Below are 15,011 nucleotides of genomic sequence, written 5' to 3' on the forward strand. Positions count from 1 at the left end.
ATGGCCGCGCCCCGGCGTCGCGCGCCGGAAGCCGAGCCACTCCGCTGGCGTTCGGCGTTGCGATTCTCTGCGTTACGACTCTTAAGAAAAAGCGCCGTTCATGATCCTGGCCTATATCTGCGCCGGCTGGTGCGCCGTCATTCTCATCCTCAATTTCACAAGCATGGCCCTGATGTCCCGAAAATGTCGGGCGCGGGAGCGAACTCTGCCGCCGCCGGACAATGCGCCGCCGGTAAGCATCGTGCGGCCCTTGCGCGGGCTGGAGCCCTTCAGCGAGGAGACGCTCGGCGCGACCTTCGATCTCGACTACCCCGATTATGAGATCATATTCTGCGTGCAATCGCCGAGCGATCCCGTCATTTCGCTGGTCGAGCGGCTGATCGCGGCGCATCCCGAGCGCGAGGCGCGGCTGCTCGTCGGCGACGATTATGTCAGCGCCAATCCCAAGCTCAACAACTGCGTCAAGGGGTGGGACGCGGCGCGGCATCATCATGTGATCCTCGCCGATTCCAACGCGCTGCCGCCGCGCGACTATATCCAGACCATGCTCGCCGCATTCCGTGACAACACGGCGATGAGCGTGTCGATGCCGATCGGTTCGCGTCCGAAAGGCTTTTGGGCGACGGTCGAATGCGCGATCCTCAATACATTCCAGGCGCGCTGGCAATATGGCGCCGAGGCGATTGGGGCCGCCTTCGCTCAGGGCAAGAACATGATGTGGCGGCGCGACGTGCTCGACAGAGCTGGCGGCATTCGCGCGCTGGCGAGTGAAATCGCCGAGGACGCCGCCTCGACCAAGGTCATTCGCGCCCAGGGAATGGATGTGCGCCTCGTCGACATGCCTTTCGAGCAGCCGCTCGGCCGACGCACGGCGCGTGAGGTCTATTCACGGCATGTGCGCTGGGCGCGGCTGCGGCGCGCGACCTTTCCCGCGCATTACATCCCGGAATTCATGAACGGCAGTTTTGCGGCGATCGTGTTCGGCGCCTACGCCGCCGTTCAGCTCGACGGCGGGATCTCCACGGTGGCGCTGGTCACGACGTTCATCATCTTTTCGCTGCAGGGCGGCGAGATCTGGCTGGCGCGCGTCTGCGGTTTCCCGCTCGACTGGCGCACGCCCTTCGCGCTTATGGTGCGCGACCTGATGCTGCCGGTGATGTTCATCGACGCGCTGCTCTACGACGATTTCGTCTGGCACGGCGCCGAGATGACGGTCCGCGAGGCGGAGGAGACGACGGGCTAGCCTGCCCGCGCGTCTTTCCTCACTCCGCCGCGTGCTGCTCCCGCACGCCGCGGGCGACGCGTTCCGCCTTCAAGAGCTCGGCCACCAAGAATGCGACTTCGATCGCCTGTTCGGCGTTGAGGCGCGGATCGCAATAGGTGTGATAGCGGTCGCGCAGATCGCTCTCGGAAATCGCCCGCGCGCCGCCCATGCATTCGGTGACGTCCTTGCCGGTCATCTCGAGATGTATGCCGCCCGCGTAGGATCCTTCCGCCTGATGCACGGCGAAGAAGTTGCGAATTTCCGACATGATCCGATCGAACGGCCGTGTCTTGTAGCCTCCGGCGCTGACCGTGTTGCCATGCATCGGATCGCAGGACCAGACGATGTTGCGGCCTTCGCGCGTCACCGCCCGCACCAGCGCAGGCAGCGCGTCCTCGATCTTGTCCGCGCCGAAACGGCAGATGAGCGTGAGCCTGCCGGGCTCGTTCTCGGGATCGAGCGCGTCGATGAGGCGCAGAAGCCCGTCGGGCTTCAGGCTCGGACCGCATTTCAGCCCAAGCGGATTTTTGACGCCGCGGACGAATTCGATATGCGCGCCATCTTCCTGACGGGTGCGGTCGCCGACCCAGAGCATGTGGCCGGAGGTCGCGTAATAGTCGCCTGTCGTCGAGTCGATACGGGTCAGCGCCTGTTCGTAACAGAGCAGCAGGGCTTCATGCGAAGTGTAGAAGTCGGTGCCGCGCAACTCCGGATGATGCTCCGGATCGAGACCGATCGCGCGCATGAAGCTTAAGGTCTCGGTGATCTGATCGGCGAGCTTCTGGTAGCGCTCGGACTGCGGGCTGCTTTTGACGAAGCCGAGCATCCAGCGGTGGACGTTTTCGAGATTGGCGAAGCCGCCCGCCGCAAAGGCGCGGATGAGGTTCAGCGTCGCCGCGGATTGCCGATAGGCGAGCAGCTGGCGCTGCGGATCGGGTTCGCGCGCCTGCGGGTTGAACGCGAGGTCGTTGATGATGTCGCCGCGATAGCTCGGCAGCTCGAGGCCGCCCTGCTTTTCGAGCGGCGAGGAGCGCGGTTTGGCGAACTGGCCGGCGATGCGCCCGACCTTCACCACCGGCGAGGCGGCGGCATAGGTCAGCACGACGGCCATCTGCAGAAAGACGCGGAAAAAGTCGCGGATATTGTCCGCCGAATGTTCCGAGAAGCTCTCGGCGCAGTCCCCGCCCTGCAGCAGGAACGCCTTGCCGGCGGCGACCTCGGCCAAGTGGCGCTTCAGATTGCGCGCTTCACCGGCGAAAACGAGCGGCGGGAACCCGGCAAGCTGGCGCTCCACGTCGGCGAGCGCCGCCTGGTCCTGATAGACCGGCGTCTGCTCGATCGGTAGATTCCTCCAACTGCCCGGCGACCAACGTTCCACTTCGCAAAACTCCGCAACATCAGGCCCGATAGGCGCTGGGGTCGTTCTCGCAGCGACGCCAGCGGCGCTTATAGAGGATTCTCGCCTCCAAAGCGACCCTCCGCTTGGCGGCGGCGATTTGGCGAAGCCCGGGGAGACCCGCTATAAAGCCGGGGCGCGAGCGCGGCCGAGAGCGAGGGGGCGAACCGGGGCGATGCCGTTCATTCTGTCGCAGTTCATCGAGGCGTCCCGCTGGCTCGGCGCGCTTGTCGTGCTGGCGGTCCACACGAACAATATGTTCACCAACCAGGCGGACATCATGAGCGCGCCGCACGGGCCGCTCGCCTATGTCTGGTGGTTCTACTCGGCCTTCGAGCTTGGGCATCAGGCGGTGCTCGCCTTCTTCGTGATGTCGGGCTATCTCGTCGGCGGCGCGGTGCTGGCGCATATGCGCAAGAATCAGGGCTTCCTGCGCGAATATTTCATTCATCGCGTGTCGCGAATCTATCTCGTCGTGGGGCCTGCGGTCGCGCTCACCCTCGTTCTTGATTCGCTCGGCAGGTGGCTGTTCGCCAGCAGCGGCGTCTACGAATGGCCGCTGTTCAAGGGCCATTTCTCCCCGGTTCTGTTTCTTGCAAGTTTTCTCAATCTGCAAGGCATCGCTTTCGACTATTTCGGCACCAACGGGCCGCTCTGGTCGCTCGCCTGCGAGTTCTGGTACTACGTCACCTTTCCGTTGCTGCTGCTGCCTTTCGCGCGCAATTACCCGCTGGCGCTGCGCTTTTTGGGTTTCGCGCTGGGCGCGGCGCTCTTCCTGGCGCTCTCGACGCCGCCGAGCTGGTTCAAATTCGGCTATATTCTTTGGGCCGGCGGCGCCTTCGCCACGCTGATCGGCCGGCCGATCATCCGCTCGCGCTGGCAGGCGCTCATCCTCTACGCCGCCGTCGTCACGGTCATCCGGCTAGTCGTGCGCGGACATCTTCTCGAGGCCCATCCTTGGCTCGCCGATGCTGGCGATCTTCTCGCGTCCGGCCTGTTCATCAATGTCCTGCTCGCCTTCCGCTACGGACCGTCCGAGGGTTTTTCGCTGCTGCGTCCGAAGTTCCACAAGACGCTCGCCGATTTTTCCTTCTCGCTTTACAGCATCCATATGCCGATCCTGATTTTCGCGCGCGCGGCGGTCGGCAGCACATTGGGGAATGACTGGGCGACGCAGCTCGCTACTCCGCAAAATTATGCCGTGGCCTTCTCGGTAATGGGGGTCGCCATCGTCGCCGGCTATTTCTTCTCCCGGGTCACCGAGGCGAAGACGGGCGCGGCGCGGCGCAAGCTTCGCGCCCTCCTCGACAGATGGGCGCCCGAGTCCGCCGCTCCGGCTCCGGCGCAGCAGCCCGTTGCGGCGCAGCCGCCGCAGCAACGGATCGAAGCCTAAAGCATTTTTCGCCGAAGGGGATGCCGGTTCGGCGTAGAAAATGCGTCAATTCAAGAAATGGCGGGCATTCATGAAATCCATAATTCATCAGTGCGCGCTAAGCCTGAGGCCTGAGCAGCCGTGACGGCGCGCGCATCGTCACGAGTTCTTCCGCCATCGTCGGATGCACGGCCATCGTCGCGTCGAAATCGCTCTTCGTCGCGCCCATCCGCAAGGCGACGGCGATGAGCTGCGCCATCTCCCCCGCCTCTGGACCCAAAATATGCGCGCCAAGCACGCGTCCATTCGAACCGTGGATGATCAGCTTCATATAAACGCGTTCGCCGCGTCCCGAGAGCGTCGCGCGCATGGGGCGAAACTGCGTCTCATAAATATCGATCGCGCCATGCTGCGCGAGCGCCTCGGCCTCGGTCAGTCCAACCGTTCCGATTTCGGGCGTGGTGAAGACGGCGCTTGGCGTCTGCGCGTAGTCGATCGTCGTCGGCGTCGCGCCGAAGACGCTGTCGGCAAAGGCTTGCCCCTCGCGAATGGCGACAGGCGTCAGATTGATCCGGTCGGTCACGTCGCCGACGGCGTAGATGGATTCGACGTTCGAGCGCGAGCGCTCGTCGACGGCGACGGCGCCGTTTTCGCGCAGCTCGACGCCCGCCGCCTCCAGGCCGAGATTCTGCGTCATCGGCCTGCGTCCCGTCGCGATGAGCAGGCAGTCGACCTCGAGCGGCGCGCCGTCGCTCATCTCGACCTCCAGAACGTCAGCGTTTTTCGTAATGCGCGTCGGCAGGGCGCCGGCCCGGTGCGCGACGCCCGCCGTCTTGAGCGCTTCGCAGAGACGCGAACGCAGGTCGTCGTCGAAGCCGCGCAGCGGCAGATCGGCGCGATAGGCGAGATGCACTTTAGCGCCGAGCCGCGCAAAGACGCTGGCGAATTCGACGGCGATATATCCCGCTCCAACGATCAGCAGCCTTTGCGGAAACTTCGGCAGATCGAAAATCTCGTTTGAAGATATGCCGAATTCGATGCCCGGAATGTGGGGGGCGAGCACCGGCGCGCCGCCGGTGGCGATGAGAATGTAGCGGGCGCGGGCGGAGCGGCCGTTGGAAAAACGCACGCCGTTTGGATCGGTGAGCGTCGCGCGCGCGCGGATGAGCTCGACGCCGGAACTCGCGAGCGTTTCAGCGTAAAGGTCTGAAAGGCGCGTGATCTCCTTTTCCTTTGCGGCGACAAGCGCCGTCCAGTCAAACGACACATCGCCGACGCGCCAGCCGAAACCGGCGGCGTCCTGGAAATCATCGCGGAAGCGGCTCGCCAGCACGTAAAGTTTTTTGGGAACGCAGCCGCGAATGACGCAGGTGCCGCCGACACGAAATTCCTCGGCGATCGCGACTTTCGCGCCGTGGCTGGCGGCGACGCGCGCCGCACGGACGCCGCCGGATCCGGCGCCGACGACGATAAGGTCATAGTCGAAGGTCATAAGGGGTCGCCCGATATGTTTCCCAGGATGCGCACGCCCTCGGCGCCGGCTATGAAGATCGCCGTTGCGAGTCCGATGAACAATCCGTGATCCACGACTCCGGGAATCGCCGAAAGCCGCGCAGCGAGGGCGTCCGGATCGTCGATGGCGCCGAACGCGCAATCGACGATGTAATGTCCCCCGTCAGTGATGAAGCGCTCGCCAGGCTCCGCTTCGCGCATTGTCAGCGGGCCGATGAGTCCCAGACCGCGCGCGACCCGTTCGATATGCAGCATGGTGGAGCGCGCGCCGAACCGATCGATCTCGACGGGCAGGGGGAAGGCGCCGAGCGTTCTTACTTCCTTCGTCGCGTCGGCGATGACGAACATGCGCGTCGAGGCGGCGGCGACGATCTTTTCGCGCAGCAGCGCGCCGCCGCCGCCTTTGATCAGGCGAAGCGCCGCGTCGAATTCGTCGGCGCCGTCGACGGTGAGATCGAGTTGCGGCGTCTCGTCGAGGGTGGAGAGCGATATCCCGAGGCTTTCGGCCTGAGCGCGGGTGCGCTCGGAGGTCGGCACGCAAACGACCTCCAGACCCTCCCTGACGCGGGCGCCGAGAAGATCGACGAAATGCGCCGCCGTCGATCCCGTGCCGAGCCCGAGCCGCATGCCATGCGTCACGGACTCGAGCGCCGCGCGCGCGGCGGCGCGCTTCATTGCCTCGGCGGAAAAGGCGCTCATGCGGACATTCGCTTGCCCAGGTCGATCGCTCATTTGGCCGGCGGCGTGCAGACCACCGATGTTTCGTTCAGCACGAAGCAGATCGACATCATGCCGGAACGCAGATCAACGCGGAATACGCCGCCTTCGCCGGTATGACGCGAAGCGACCAGCGCATATTCGCTGAAAACGCCGGCGCGCGCGCCTTCGCCAGGCGGATAGCACAGCGTCACGCCGATCGCTGCGCTTTCCTTCAAGCCGTATTGGCAGGCGCCGACCTCGCCATTGGAGCGGTCGAGGCGAAACACGCGATTGAGATCCGTCTGCGGCGCCGCCAGAAATTCGTAATTTCCGGCCGTCGCCATCGACGCCCCGGAAAGGGCGAAGACAAGCGCGCCGGCCGTCAAAGCTGCACGTCGGCGCGTATGGAAATGGCGCGTTCCACGCATATTTGCGCTCCCTGTCGCGAATCGGTCGGCGCAGTCTACACGCAGAGCCCTCGCGTGCGGAGGCGGCAAAATTCGCCTGTCGAATCAACGGCGCTTGATCCCGGGGGGCGGCGCGGCTACCCCCTGGGCTATGACAGCCCGCTTCCCTGTTCTCGTTTTCGATCTCGACGGCACATTGGCCGACACCGCCTATGATCTCATCGGCACGCTCAATGTGCTGCTCATGCGCGAGGGATTGACGCCGCTCGCTCTCGAGGCGGGGCGGCCGCTTGTCGGCGCCGGCGCGCGGGCGCTGATCGAGCGCGGCTTCGCCCATCAGGGCGCGCCGCTCGATCCTGAGCGCGCCGAGGGGCTGGTGCGCGACTTCCTGGTTTATTACGAGGCGCACATCGCCGACGAAAGCAGGCTGTTCCCCAGCGCGCTCGCGGCGCTCGATCGGTTCAAGGCGGCCGGCTTTCGCCTCGCGGTCTGCACCAATAAGCCTGAAGAACTGGCGCGGCTGCTGTTGCAAAAGCTTGCGGTGGCGGACCGCTTCGCGGCCATCTGCGGCCGCGGCAGCTTTCCCATGCATAAACCCGATCCGCGCACGCTGTGGCTGACGGTCGAGGCGGCGGACGGCGACCCAAGGCGCTCGGTGATGGTGGGGGATTCCAAGACCGATATCGATACCGCCCGCGCCGCCGGAACGCCGTCGGTGGCGGTGGATTTCGGCTATACCGACACGCCGGTCGCGGCGTTTTCGCCCGATCGCGTGATTTCGCATTTCGACGAGCTGTGGGATGCGGTCGCCTCGCTGGAAGAGGCGCTGTTCCAACGCGCGGTTGAGGCGTCTTGATCCTTGATCTTTTGAGCCCCGCTTCGCCGTCGAGGCCGGCGCCGCGCAAGTTACGGGAAAGGTTCGCACTATGGAGAAAATGCACTTCACGCGGATGGACCAGGGCACCGACGAAGACTTTCAGATCCTCAAACAGGTTCACGAGCACACGCTCAAGGAACTGCCGGACCGGCTCTTCGGACTGCTGCGCGATCTTGGCAAGGACACGGCCTATAACATCACGCGCTACGATCACTGTCTGCAATCGGCGACGCGCGCGCTGCGCGACGGCAAGGACGAAGAATATGTGGTCGTGGCGCTGCTGCACGACGCGTGCGAAACGCTTGGACCTTTCAACCATGGCGAGGTGATCGCCGCGATCCTGAGGCCCTTCATCAGCCGCGACAATTACTGGATGCTGGCCCAGCACGGCCTGTTCCAGACCTATTTCTACGCCGCCCACCTCGGCCTCGATCCGAACGCCCGCGACAAATTCCGCTCGGACCCGGCCTATGAGCAGACGATCGAGTTCTGCGCCAAATATGACGAAGTGTCGTTCGATCCCGCTTACAAGAACGAGCCGCTCGCGACCTTCGAGCCGATGGTGCGCCGCGTCCTGTCGAAGGAATGGACCCCGCCGTGAGCTGCCGGGGGCGCGGTGGCGCGGGACGCGGCGGCTCGGCCCAGGCTTGAGCCTCGGCGGCGGCCAGGGCGATCTCCGACGCCGAAGGGCGATCTCCGATCTTGACGGAGGGCGCCGGGCTCTCCTACAGGATGAGGATCGATCGCCGATGGCGACGGGCGGCTAGCTCAGCGGGAGAGCACTCCCTTCACACGGGAGGGGTCACAGGTTCAATCCCTGTGCCGCCCACCATTGAAAACAAAGATTTAGGCTAAAATCTAAAGCTGGGCCGTTAGAGCGCGTCACCAAATAGTCCCCGCACAAACTGGTTAGAGTCAGGTCCTACCATCATTTGGCGCCCGCCTTCGGCTTGACCGAGAGGATCATGCCTTTTGGCTATCAGAATTAGCTAAAAATGATAAGCAAAATCTCTTGCCTCGTGTTCACGCGAGACAAGGCTATTTGATTTGAACGTTCCGAGCGCCGTGAGAGACTAGCCTTTTTGCGCCTAGCCGGTTCAACGCTATTTGCGTAGAGTATCAAAATCCTGCAGGAACGAGACTCAAAATGGCGCTGGCCCCGACGGACTTCGACACAAGCGAAGCCGTTACCTACCACTACGACCAGTTCCCGCCAAACGAGTTGGACTATCGGTTGATGGTCAAGCCCTTGTCCGCGGCGGCCGCAGCCTTGGCGCGCTACGACCAGATGCTCAAGGGGATGCACAACAGCGAAATCCTTCTTGCGCCCCTGCGTAGCCAAGAGGCTGTGGTCTCCTCCAGAATGGAAGGGACAATCAGCACCCTTGATGAGGTCCTTCGCTACGAAGCAGATAACGAAGACGGTGGCGAAAGAGTTGAAGAGCGCCACCGAAGCGAAGCGATAGAGGTGTTTTTATATAGCCGGGCGATGAAAGTCGCTCAGAACAGCATGCAGGAAGGCCAGCCGTTATCGAGCTGGCTGCTGCGCGCTTGCCATCGGGTGCTACTCGGATTCGGGCGAGGGGCGAGCATGTCCCCCGGTGAATACAAGACGGAACAGAACTACCTCGCAGACCGAGTTAGGCGAAAAATTCTGTTCGTGCCGATCAGCCCTGAGAGATTGCCGGAAGGCATGGAAAAGCTATTCGAGTTCATCGACAATGAAGAATGGGAAATTCTGACTAGAACCGCACTGGCGCATCTGGAGTTTGAGGCACTCCATCCTTTCAAAGACGGAAATGGGCGCATCGGTCGCATGTTGATACCACTTATGTTGTGGCGCTTCGGCGCTCTTTCTCAGCCCTACTTCTATATGAGCTCATATTTTGAACAGAGGAGGGATGAATATATTGACCGCATGCGCCATGCTTCTTCATCTAGAGCATGGGTAGAGTGGGTTATTTTTTTCTTGGAGGCGCTAGAAGCGCAAGCGAACGCCAACCTTGCAAAGGCGGAAGAAATTAAAAGTCTTTATGAGGACATGAAAGTGAGATTTAGAGATATTCTTTCTTCTCAGTGGAGCACGACGGCGCTCGATTTTGTGTTTACACGACCCGTTTTCCGCAACAACGTGTTCACCCATAAGACAGACATACCCAACGCCACCGCTCACCGATTTACACGAGCGTTGGCTGAGAATGGTTTGTTACGAACCATCGAACCGTCGTCTGGCCGACGTCCAGCACTCTATTCTTTTGAGCCTCTGCTCGCGCTGGTGCGTGCGTGAAAAAAAACGCCCCGCCTGTCCATCCGAGGTCCGGGCGTCCGAAGGGACAACTCAATGCCTGCCTTCGCCGTCTCGCGCCAAATGGAAAGAGCGGCCGTCATCTCCGCGTGCGGCGCGTATCGTTACAGTCTCACGCGCAGATGGGGCGGCGCGCCGCTTCTGTCCTTCGTCATGCTCAATCCGTCGACGGCCGACGCTAAAAAGGACGATCCGACAATTCGTCGCTGCATCGGCTTCGCGCGGCGCGAAGGCGCCGGCGGACTCATCGTCGCCAATCTTTATGCGCTGCGCTCGCCCTCGCCCGAGGCGCTCTGGGCGGCGCGCGATCCGATTGGCCCACAGAATCGGCGCACGCTCGTTGGCCTCGCGGCGCAAGCGGTCGCTCAGTCGGCGCCCATCGTCTGCGCCTGGGGGGCGCTGGCCCGACAAGATCAAATCGACGGCGCGCTGCGGATGTTTCACGCATCGGGCGCGCGTCTCGCCTGCCTCGGCAGGACGCAGCGCGGCGCGCCGCGCCATCCGCTCTATGTTCGCGCCGACCAGCCGCTGGAGAGCTTTCCGTAAAAAGCCGCGCCGCGCCTGCGCGCTCGGCCTGAAGCTTCATGCGCAATGTGAAAGCGCCAAGGCCGGAAACAGGGTCCATGCCCCCGCGACCAGAGCCGCGACCGCGAGAATGATGCTGATGTGCGCGACAAAGGGAGAGGCGGAGCGAAAGCGCGGCGAGCGCAGCGCGACGAGAACGGCGACAAGTATAAAAAGCGCGACAGAAAACGCGAGCGTCATGGCGGCCTGGAAGAGCGTCGCGCCATTGACTTGGATGTGTTGCCAGCCGGCCGCGCAACCGGCGCCCTCGAGCCCATAGAGGGCGCTGAACACGGCGAGCCAGACGAGCATGGCGATGACGATCCGAACGATTTCCTTCATGTCAGATAGCTCGAGAATTGCGTCGCGATGAGGCTGGTCGCGGCGACGAAGACCGCGTAATCGGTCCAGAGGCGCACAATGTTGACGTTGGATGTTCGCGGGCGCGCCGCGCCGCCGCGCCAGGTTCGGTATGTGAGCGAGCAAATCATGATCGCCGCGATCGCAGCATGAATGAGCGCATAGGCGATCATCACGAAAATCGTCGCGCCATAGGCGTAATCCGTCAGTTGGCCTGCGCGCGTTAGCGTCATCGCAAGCGCCGCCATCGTCATGGCGGCGCCGGCGAGGCCGAGGAGAATTCCAAGCGAGGGCGGCGAGCCGCGCGAAGCGGCGCGCGCCGCGACGTGGAGGCCAATGGCCGCCGCCGCCGCGCCGATGAGGCCGAGGGCCAGTTCGAGAACGGATAGCGACAGCCATTGGGGCGGCGGCCAATTGGGGCCGACGGTCCAAAGAAAAGCATATCCGAAGAAGAGAGAGCCAAAGAGAACCGTGTCCGCGACAAGCAGGAAGACCGATCCCCACCAGCCGGGAGACCGATCAGTCTCGATGGCCTGGGGCAGAAGCGTCGCCCGCCCGACATTCTGAAATCCAGGACAGTTCGCCGCGTGTTGCGACCAGCCCCAGCGCAGCGACAGGCCGACGACGAACAGCAAGGCCAATGGGATGACCCAATACACTCGTATCAAAGCGCCGAGAAAAGCCGCTCCGGTGGCCGCCGCAAGCGCGATAGGCAGCGTCGAATTGCCGGGGAAGATGACCAGAGCTTCAGGCCTTCCGCTCGCAGCGTCGACGGTCAACGTCTCGCGCAACTCTCCGCGCGGCGCGCCAAGAAAATATTCGCCGCGGGCGATTTTGTTCGCGAGCTCCGGGTCCCTCGCCAGCTGCTCACGATCGTAGACGATCGGTATGCTGGCGAAGTTATATGCGGCTGGCGGCGTCGGCATCGCCCATTCCAGCGTCCCGGCGCCCCAGGGATTGCGAGACCCTCGGATCGCGAGAAGCGCGTGCAGCGCAATGTCGAAGACCACCATCGCGACGCCGATCGCCATGACGAAAGCGCTGATCGAGGACATCAGATTGATCACGCTCCAGCCGGCGTCCTCGGGATACCAGGCGATCCGCCGCCGCTGGCCGAGGAGGCCAACCCAATGCATCGCCAGAAAGGCGCCGTTGAATCCGAGAAAAATGAGCCAAAAGGCCATCTCGCCGATTCGAAAGAAACGCTTGCGGCCAGTGAGCTGAGGTAGCCAGTAATACAGCCCCGCAAGCATCGGAAAGACGAATCCGCCAAACAGCACATAATGCAGATGCGCGGTGATGAAAGCCGTGTCATGCGCCTGCCAGTCGAACGGCACGATCGCCACCATGACTCCGGTCAGGCCGCCAATGACGAAGGTGAAAAAAAAGCCAATGATGTAAAGCATCGGCAGCGTCAGGCGCGGCTGACCTTTCCAGAGCGTGCCAAGCCAGGCGAAGATCTGAATCCCTGTGGGAACCGCGACGAGCGTCGAGGCGGCCGAGAAGAACGCCAGTCCCATATGCGGGATGCCTGTCGCGAACATGTGGTGCACCCAGAGCCCGAAGCTCAGGAATGCGAGCGCGACAACCGCGGCCACGATCCAGCGGTAGCCAAGCAGCGTCGTGCGCGCCATCACCGGAAGAACGGTGGAGACGACGCCGGCGGCGGGCAGGAAGATAATGTAGACCTCGGGATGGCCGAAGAGCCAAAAGAGGTGCTGCCAGAGCAGGGGACTTCCGCCGAGCGCGGATTCGAAAAAGGGAAATCCGAAGGCGCGCTCCAGTTCCAGCAGAATGGAGCCGAGGATCAATGGCGGAAAGCCCATCAGAATCATCAGCGCCGTAACGAGTGCATACCAGGCGAAGATCGGCATGAGGTCCAGCGACATGCCTGGCGCGCGAAACTTCAGGATCGAGACGCAAATCTCGACGGCCGCGGCGATGGCTGACACTTCGACGAAGGTGACGCCGATGAGCCAGAAGTCGGCGTTGACGCCCGGCGAATGCGCGCTCGAAGACAGCGGCGGATACATGAACCAGCCGCTGTCTGGCGCAAGGCCGGCCAGCAAGGCGAAGATCAGCATCAACCCGCCGAACACGTAACACCAGAAGCCATAGGCCGAGAGGCGCGGATAAGCGAGATCGCGCGTGCCCAGCAGCTTCGGCAGCAGATACACGGCCGCGCCTTCGAACAGCGGAATCGCGAAGAGGAACATCATCACTGTTCCATGCATCGTGAAGATCTGATCGTAGATCGCGGGCGCGACGAACGCCGAACGCGGCGTGGCGAGTTGTGTTCGGATCAACATTGCGAGGACGCCGCCGATCAGAAAGAAGAGCGTCGCGACAAGAAGAAACATTCTCCCGATATCGCTGTGATTGACGGTCGAAATGACGCCTCTCCAGCCGGGCTGCGAAGACCAGATGCGACTGAGGGCGCGATGGCGCGCGAGCGCGTTCATTCTCTTGCGCGCCCGAGGAAGGCGCCCCAGCCCGCCGGATCATGCGCGATCACGGTGAAGGCGTCGCCGCTGTATCCGGGGCCGCTGAATTCGGCGTCGACTCCTTGATATTCTCCCGGCTCCGCGGCTTCGATCCTCAGGACGTTCACCTGCCCCGGAATGGCGTCGAGCTTACCGGCGAGCCGAGGGGCCCAGAAACTGTGGACCACGTCGAGCGAGGTGATCTCGACGTCGACGGGCCGGCCGGCGGGGATGTGCAGAACGCCCTGCGTGCGCAGTCCGGCGGCGTCAGCGTAGCCGAAGCTCCAGGACCACTGACGCGCCTCTGCGCGCACCCTCACGACCTCTTCGCCGCTTTTGGGAAGAAGCGTCTCCCCCAGAACCAGCCCATAGATCAGAAGCGCGGCCAGTGTGACGAGCGGAAAGGCGAGACCGAGGCCATACAGCCAGAAGCGCTCCTGTCGATGCTCGCTCTGACGAGGGGCGGGCGTTCGCCGAAAGGCGATCAGCAGCAGGAGCATCACCAGGGCAAAAATCGCCGCTGACCCCGCCAACATCGTCCACCACAGCGTCGCTATGCGTGCGGCGGCCGGGCCCGCCGGATCGACTGTTGATAGATCTCCGGCGCAACCAGCGACCGCCAGAGGCGTTAAAAGGACGAGACGACGCGCGGAGGAACGCCGGTGGCGAACAAACGAAACGGTAAGAAGCGAGGCTTCATCGATCCGATCGAACAGCTTCCAGAGTTTTACGAAACCGAATCTCGAGTGGCGGTGCTTGGCCATCCAATTCACGCAATGTCCGTCGCCTTTCCGATCGCGCTGACATTCACCTTGCTCGGCGCCGATCTCTTTTACTGGTGGACAGGCGATGCGTTCTGGGCGCGCGCCGGCGTGTGGTCGGCGGGCGGCGGCTTTCTGCTCGGCCTCTTGGCGGGGCTGTCCGGAACCGCGGAATTGTTGCTCGTCGCCGGCATACGCGCCAGGACCGCGGCCTGGTCGCATTTCATTCTTGCCGTATTGCTGCTCGCGCTTCTCGGCGTGAACTGGGGCTATCGGCTGCACGACTACCAAGCCGTCGTGCTGCCCTACGGACTTCTTTTGTCGATCTTTTGCGTGATCATGGCGTCGGTGACCGGATGGCATGGCGGCAAGCTCGTCTTCGACTATCGGCTGGGCGCCAAAAAGGGGAGCTGACCGCCCTGCGGCTGCGAGAGCCAGAGCGGAAAGCGAAGCTCGCTGAAGTCAGGCTTGTCGAGCACGAGAAACAGGATCGCGAGGATCGGAACAAACGTCGCCATGGTCTGTAGGGCCGGATGCGGCGGCCGATGAAGGCCATGGGTTTCCTCCATCAATGTGACCGTGTGCCCAACCCACCCGTGGGTGAAAACCAGAACGCCGACGAAGACCAGCTTCAAAAGCATCCATGGCGTGAATGCGTCGCGCAGAAAGACCAGCACTGTCCCCGAGGCCACCGCTAGTACTGCGGCGGGCGTTACGCCAAGCGTATAGGCGAAATGCGTATAGCGCCGGATTCGCCCATAATCCGCCTGGCTGATCGCCGGGTCGTGGCGCGACAGCATCAGCGGCAGGGCGATGAGGCCTGCGCACCACAGCGCAAGGGTTAAGACGTGGAACGCCAAGAAATGGGGAGCAAGCGGCGTGAGCGAGCCGATCACCGAAGGCGATCCAGGGCTTTCGCGCAGTTAAGCGCCGCTTCAGCATCCGCGCTGCTCGGAGGAAGAATGCACACATCCATGGGCGCGGGGACGGCGATCAATGTGCGATTAACCA

General features: G+C 63.0%; 15 protein-coding genes and 1 tRNA gene. 8 read left to right on the forward strand and 8 right to left on the reverse strand.

The window, feature by feature from the left end:
- The first annotated feature begins 100 nt into the window (after nucleotides 1-100).
- On the forward strand, nucleotides 101-1,243 hold the full coding sequence (locus tag ACR65W_RS03040) for a ceramide glucosyltransferase (RefSeq protein ID WP_434498509.1): 1,143 nt from the start codon (nucleotides 101-103) through the stop codon (nucleotides 1,241-1,243).
- 19 nt (nucleotides 1,244-1,262) lie between these two features.
- Here ACR65W_RS03040 and ACR65W_RS03045 read toward each other — a convergent pair whose 3' ends face one another.
- Nucleotides 1,263-2,642, reverse strand: coding sequence for a class II 3-deoxy-7-phosphoheptulonate synthase (locus ACR65W_RS03045; RefSeq protein WP_434498508.1), 1,380 nt, complete (start codon nucleotides 2,640-2,642; stop codon nucleotides 1,263-1,265).
- Nucleotides 2,643-2,835: 193 nt separating this feature from the next.
- On the opposite strand from ACR65W_RS03045, the gene ACR65W_RS03050 reads away from it, so the two are divergent.
- Nucleotides 2,836-4,053: an acyltransferase family protein gene (locus ACR65W_RS03050; RefSeq protein ID WP_434498507.1), complete on the forward strand. Its 1,218-nt coding sequence runs from the start codon at nucleotides 2,836-2,838 to the stop codon at nucleotides 4,051-4,053.
- A gap of 97 nt (nucleotides 4,054-4,150) precedes the next feature.
- Here ACR65W_RS03050 and gor read toward each other — a convergent pair whose 3' ends face one another.
- Genes gor through ACR65W_RS03065 form a run of 3 tightly spaced genes read right to left on the reverse strand, consistent with a single transcriptional unit; the run spans nucleotide 4,151 to nucleotide 6,671 of the window.
- Nucleotides 4,151-5,524: a glutathione-disulfide reductase gene (gene gor, locus ACR65W_RS03055; RefSeq protein WP_434498506.1), complete on the reverse strand. Its 1,374-nt coding sequence runs from the start codon at nucleotides 5,522-5,524 to the stop codon at nucleotides 4,151-4,153.
- Nucleotides 5,521-6,243 (reverse strand): ribose-5-phosphate isomerase RpiA, encoded by a 723-nt coding sequence (gene rpiA / locus ACR65W_RS03060; protein WP_434498505.1) that lies wholly within the window; start codon nucleotides 6,241-6,243, stop codon nucleotides 5,521-5,523. The genes gor and rpiA overlap by 4 nt, the downstream gene beginning before the upstream one ends.
- 29 nt (nucleotides 6,244-6,272) lie before the next feature.
- Complete coding sequence (locus ACR65W_RS03065; RefSeq protein ID WP_123176820.1) at nucleotides 6,273-6,671, reverse strand: hypothetical protein; 399 nt, start codon at nucleotides 6,669-6,671, stop codon at nucleotides 6,273-6,275.
- 130 nt (nucleotides 6,672-6,801) lie between these two features.
- Here ACR65W_RS03065 and ACR65W_RS03070 point away from each other — a divergent pair, with 130 nt between their 5' ends.
- The 5 genes from ACR65W_RS03070 to ACR65W_RS03090 all read left to right on the forward strand — a co-directional run bounded on the left by ACR65W_RS03070 (nucleotide 6,802) and on the right by ACR65W_RS03090 (nucleotide 10,378).
- A complete protein-coding gene (locus ACR65W_RS03070; protein ID WP_434498504.1) occupies nucleotides 6,802-7,506 on the forward strand; it encodes an HAD family hydrolase in 705 nt (234 codons plus the stop codon).
- 79 nt (nucleotides 7,507-7,585) lie between these two features.
- Nucleotides 7,586-8,128, forward strand: coding sequence for an HD domain-containing protein (locus ACR65W_RS03075; RefSeq protein ID WP_434496782.1), 543 nt, complete (start codon nucleotides 7,586-7,588; stop codon nucleotides 8,126-8,128).
- A 156-nt stretch (nucleotides 8,129-8,284) separates the two neighbouring features.
- Nucleotides 8,285-8,359: transfer RNA gene (locus ACR65W_RS03080), tRNA-Val, on the forward strand.
- A gap of 315 nt (nucleotides 8,360-8,674) precedes the next feature.
- The gene (locus tag ACR65W_RS03085; protein WP_434498502.1) at nucleotides 8,675-9,814 is read left to right on the forward strand and encodes a Fic family protein; all 1,140 of its coding nucleotides are present in this window, start codon (nucleotides 8,675-8,677) and stop codon (nucleotides 9,812-9,814) included.
- 54 nt (nucleotides 9,815-9,868) lie between these two features.
- Nucleotides 9,869-10,378: a DUF1643 domain-containing protein gene (locus tag ACR65W_RS03090; protein ID WP_434498501.1), complete on the forward strand. Its 510-nt coding sequence runs from the start codon at nucleotides 9,869-9,871 to the stop codon at nucleotides 10,376-10,378.
- Nucleotides 10,379-10,414: 36 nt separating this feature from the next.
- Here ACR65W_RS03090 and ACR65W_RS03095 read toward each other — a convergent pair whose 3' ends face one another.
- From ACR65W_RS03095 to ACR65W_RS03105, 3 genes are read right to left on the reverse strand one after another with little or no spacing between them, the layout of a single operon-like run.
- Nucleotides 10,415-10,738: a hypothetical protein gene (locus ACR65W_RS03095; protein WP_434498500.1), complete on the reverse strand. Its 324-nt coding sequence runs from the start codon at nucleotides 10,736-10,738 to the stop codon at nucleotides 10,415-10,417.
- Complete coding sequence (gene ctaD, locus ACR65W_RS03100; protein ID WP_434498499.1) at nucleotides 10,735-13,218, reverse strand: cytochrome c oxidase subunit I; 2,484 nt, start codon at nucleotides 13,216-13,218, stop codon at nucleotides 10,735-10,737. The genes ACR65W_RS03095 and ctaD overlap by 4 nt, the downstream gene beginning before the upstream one ends.
- Complete coding sequence (locus ACR65W_RS03105; RefSeq protein ID WP_434498498.1) at nucleotides 13,215-13,775, reverse strand: cytochrome c oxidase subunit II; 561 nt, start codon at nucleotides 13,773-13,775, stop codon at nucleotides 13,215-13,217. The genes ctaD and ACR65W_RS03105 overlap by 4 nt, the downstream gene beginning before the upstream one ends.
- Before the next feature lie 126 nt (nucleotides 13,776-13,901).
- Here ACR65W_RS03105 and ACR65W_RS03110 point away from each other — a divergent pair, with 126 nt between their 5' ends.
- A complete protein-coding gene (locus ACR65W_RS03110) occupies nucleotides 13,902-14,414 on the forward strand; it encodes a DUF2231 domain-containing protein (protein WP_434498497.1) in 513 nt (170 codons plus the stop codon).
- Here the strand turns inward: ACR65W_RS03110 and ACR65W_RS03115 are convergent.
- Complete coding sequence (locus ACR65W_RS03115) at nucleotides 14,384-14,896, reverse strand: CopD family protein (protein WP_434498496.1); 513 nt, start codon at nucleotides 14,894-14,896, stop codon at nucleotides 14,384-14,386. The genes ACR65W_RS03110 and ACR65W_RS03115 overlap by 31 nt on opposite strands.
- Nucleotides 14,897-15,011: the final 115 nt, after the last annotated feature.

The sequence above is a fragment of the Methylocystis sp. genome (genome assembly GCF_051062815.1).
GTDB lineage: Bacteria > Pseudomonadota > Alphaproteobacteria > Rhizobiales > Beijerinckiaceae > Methylocystis.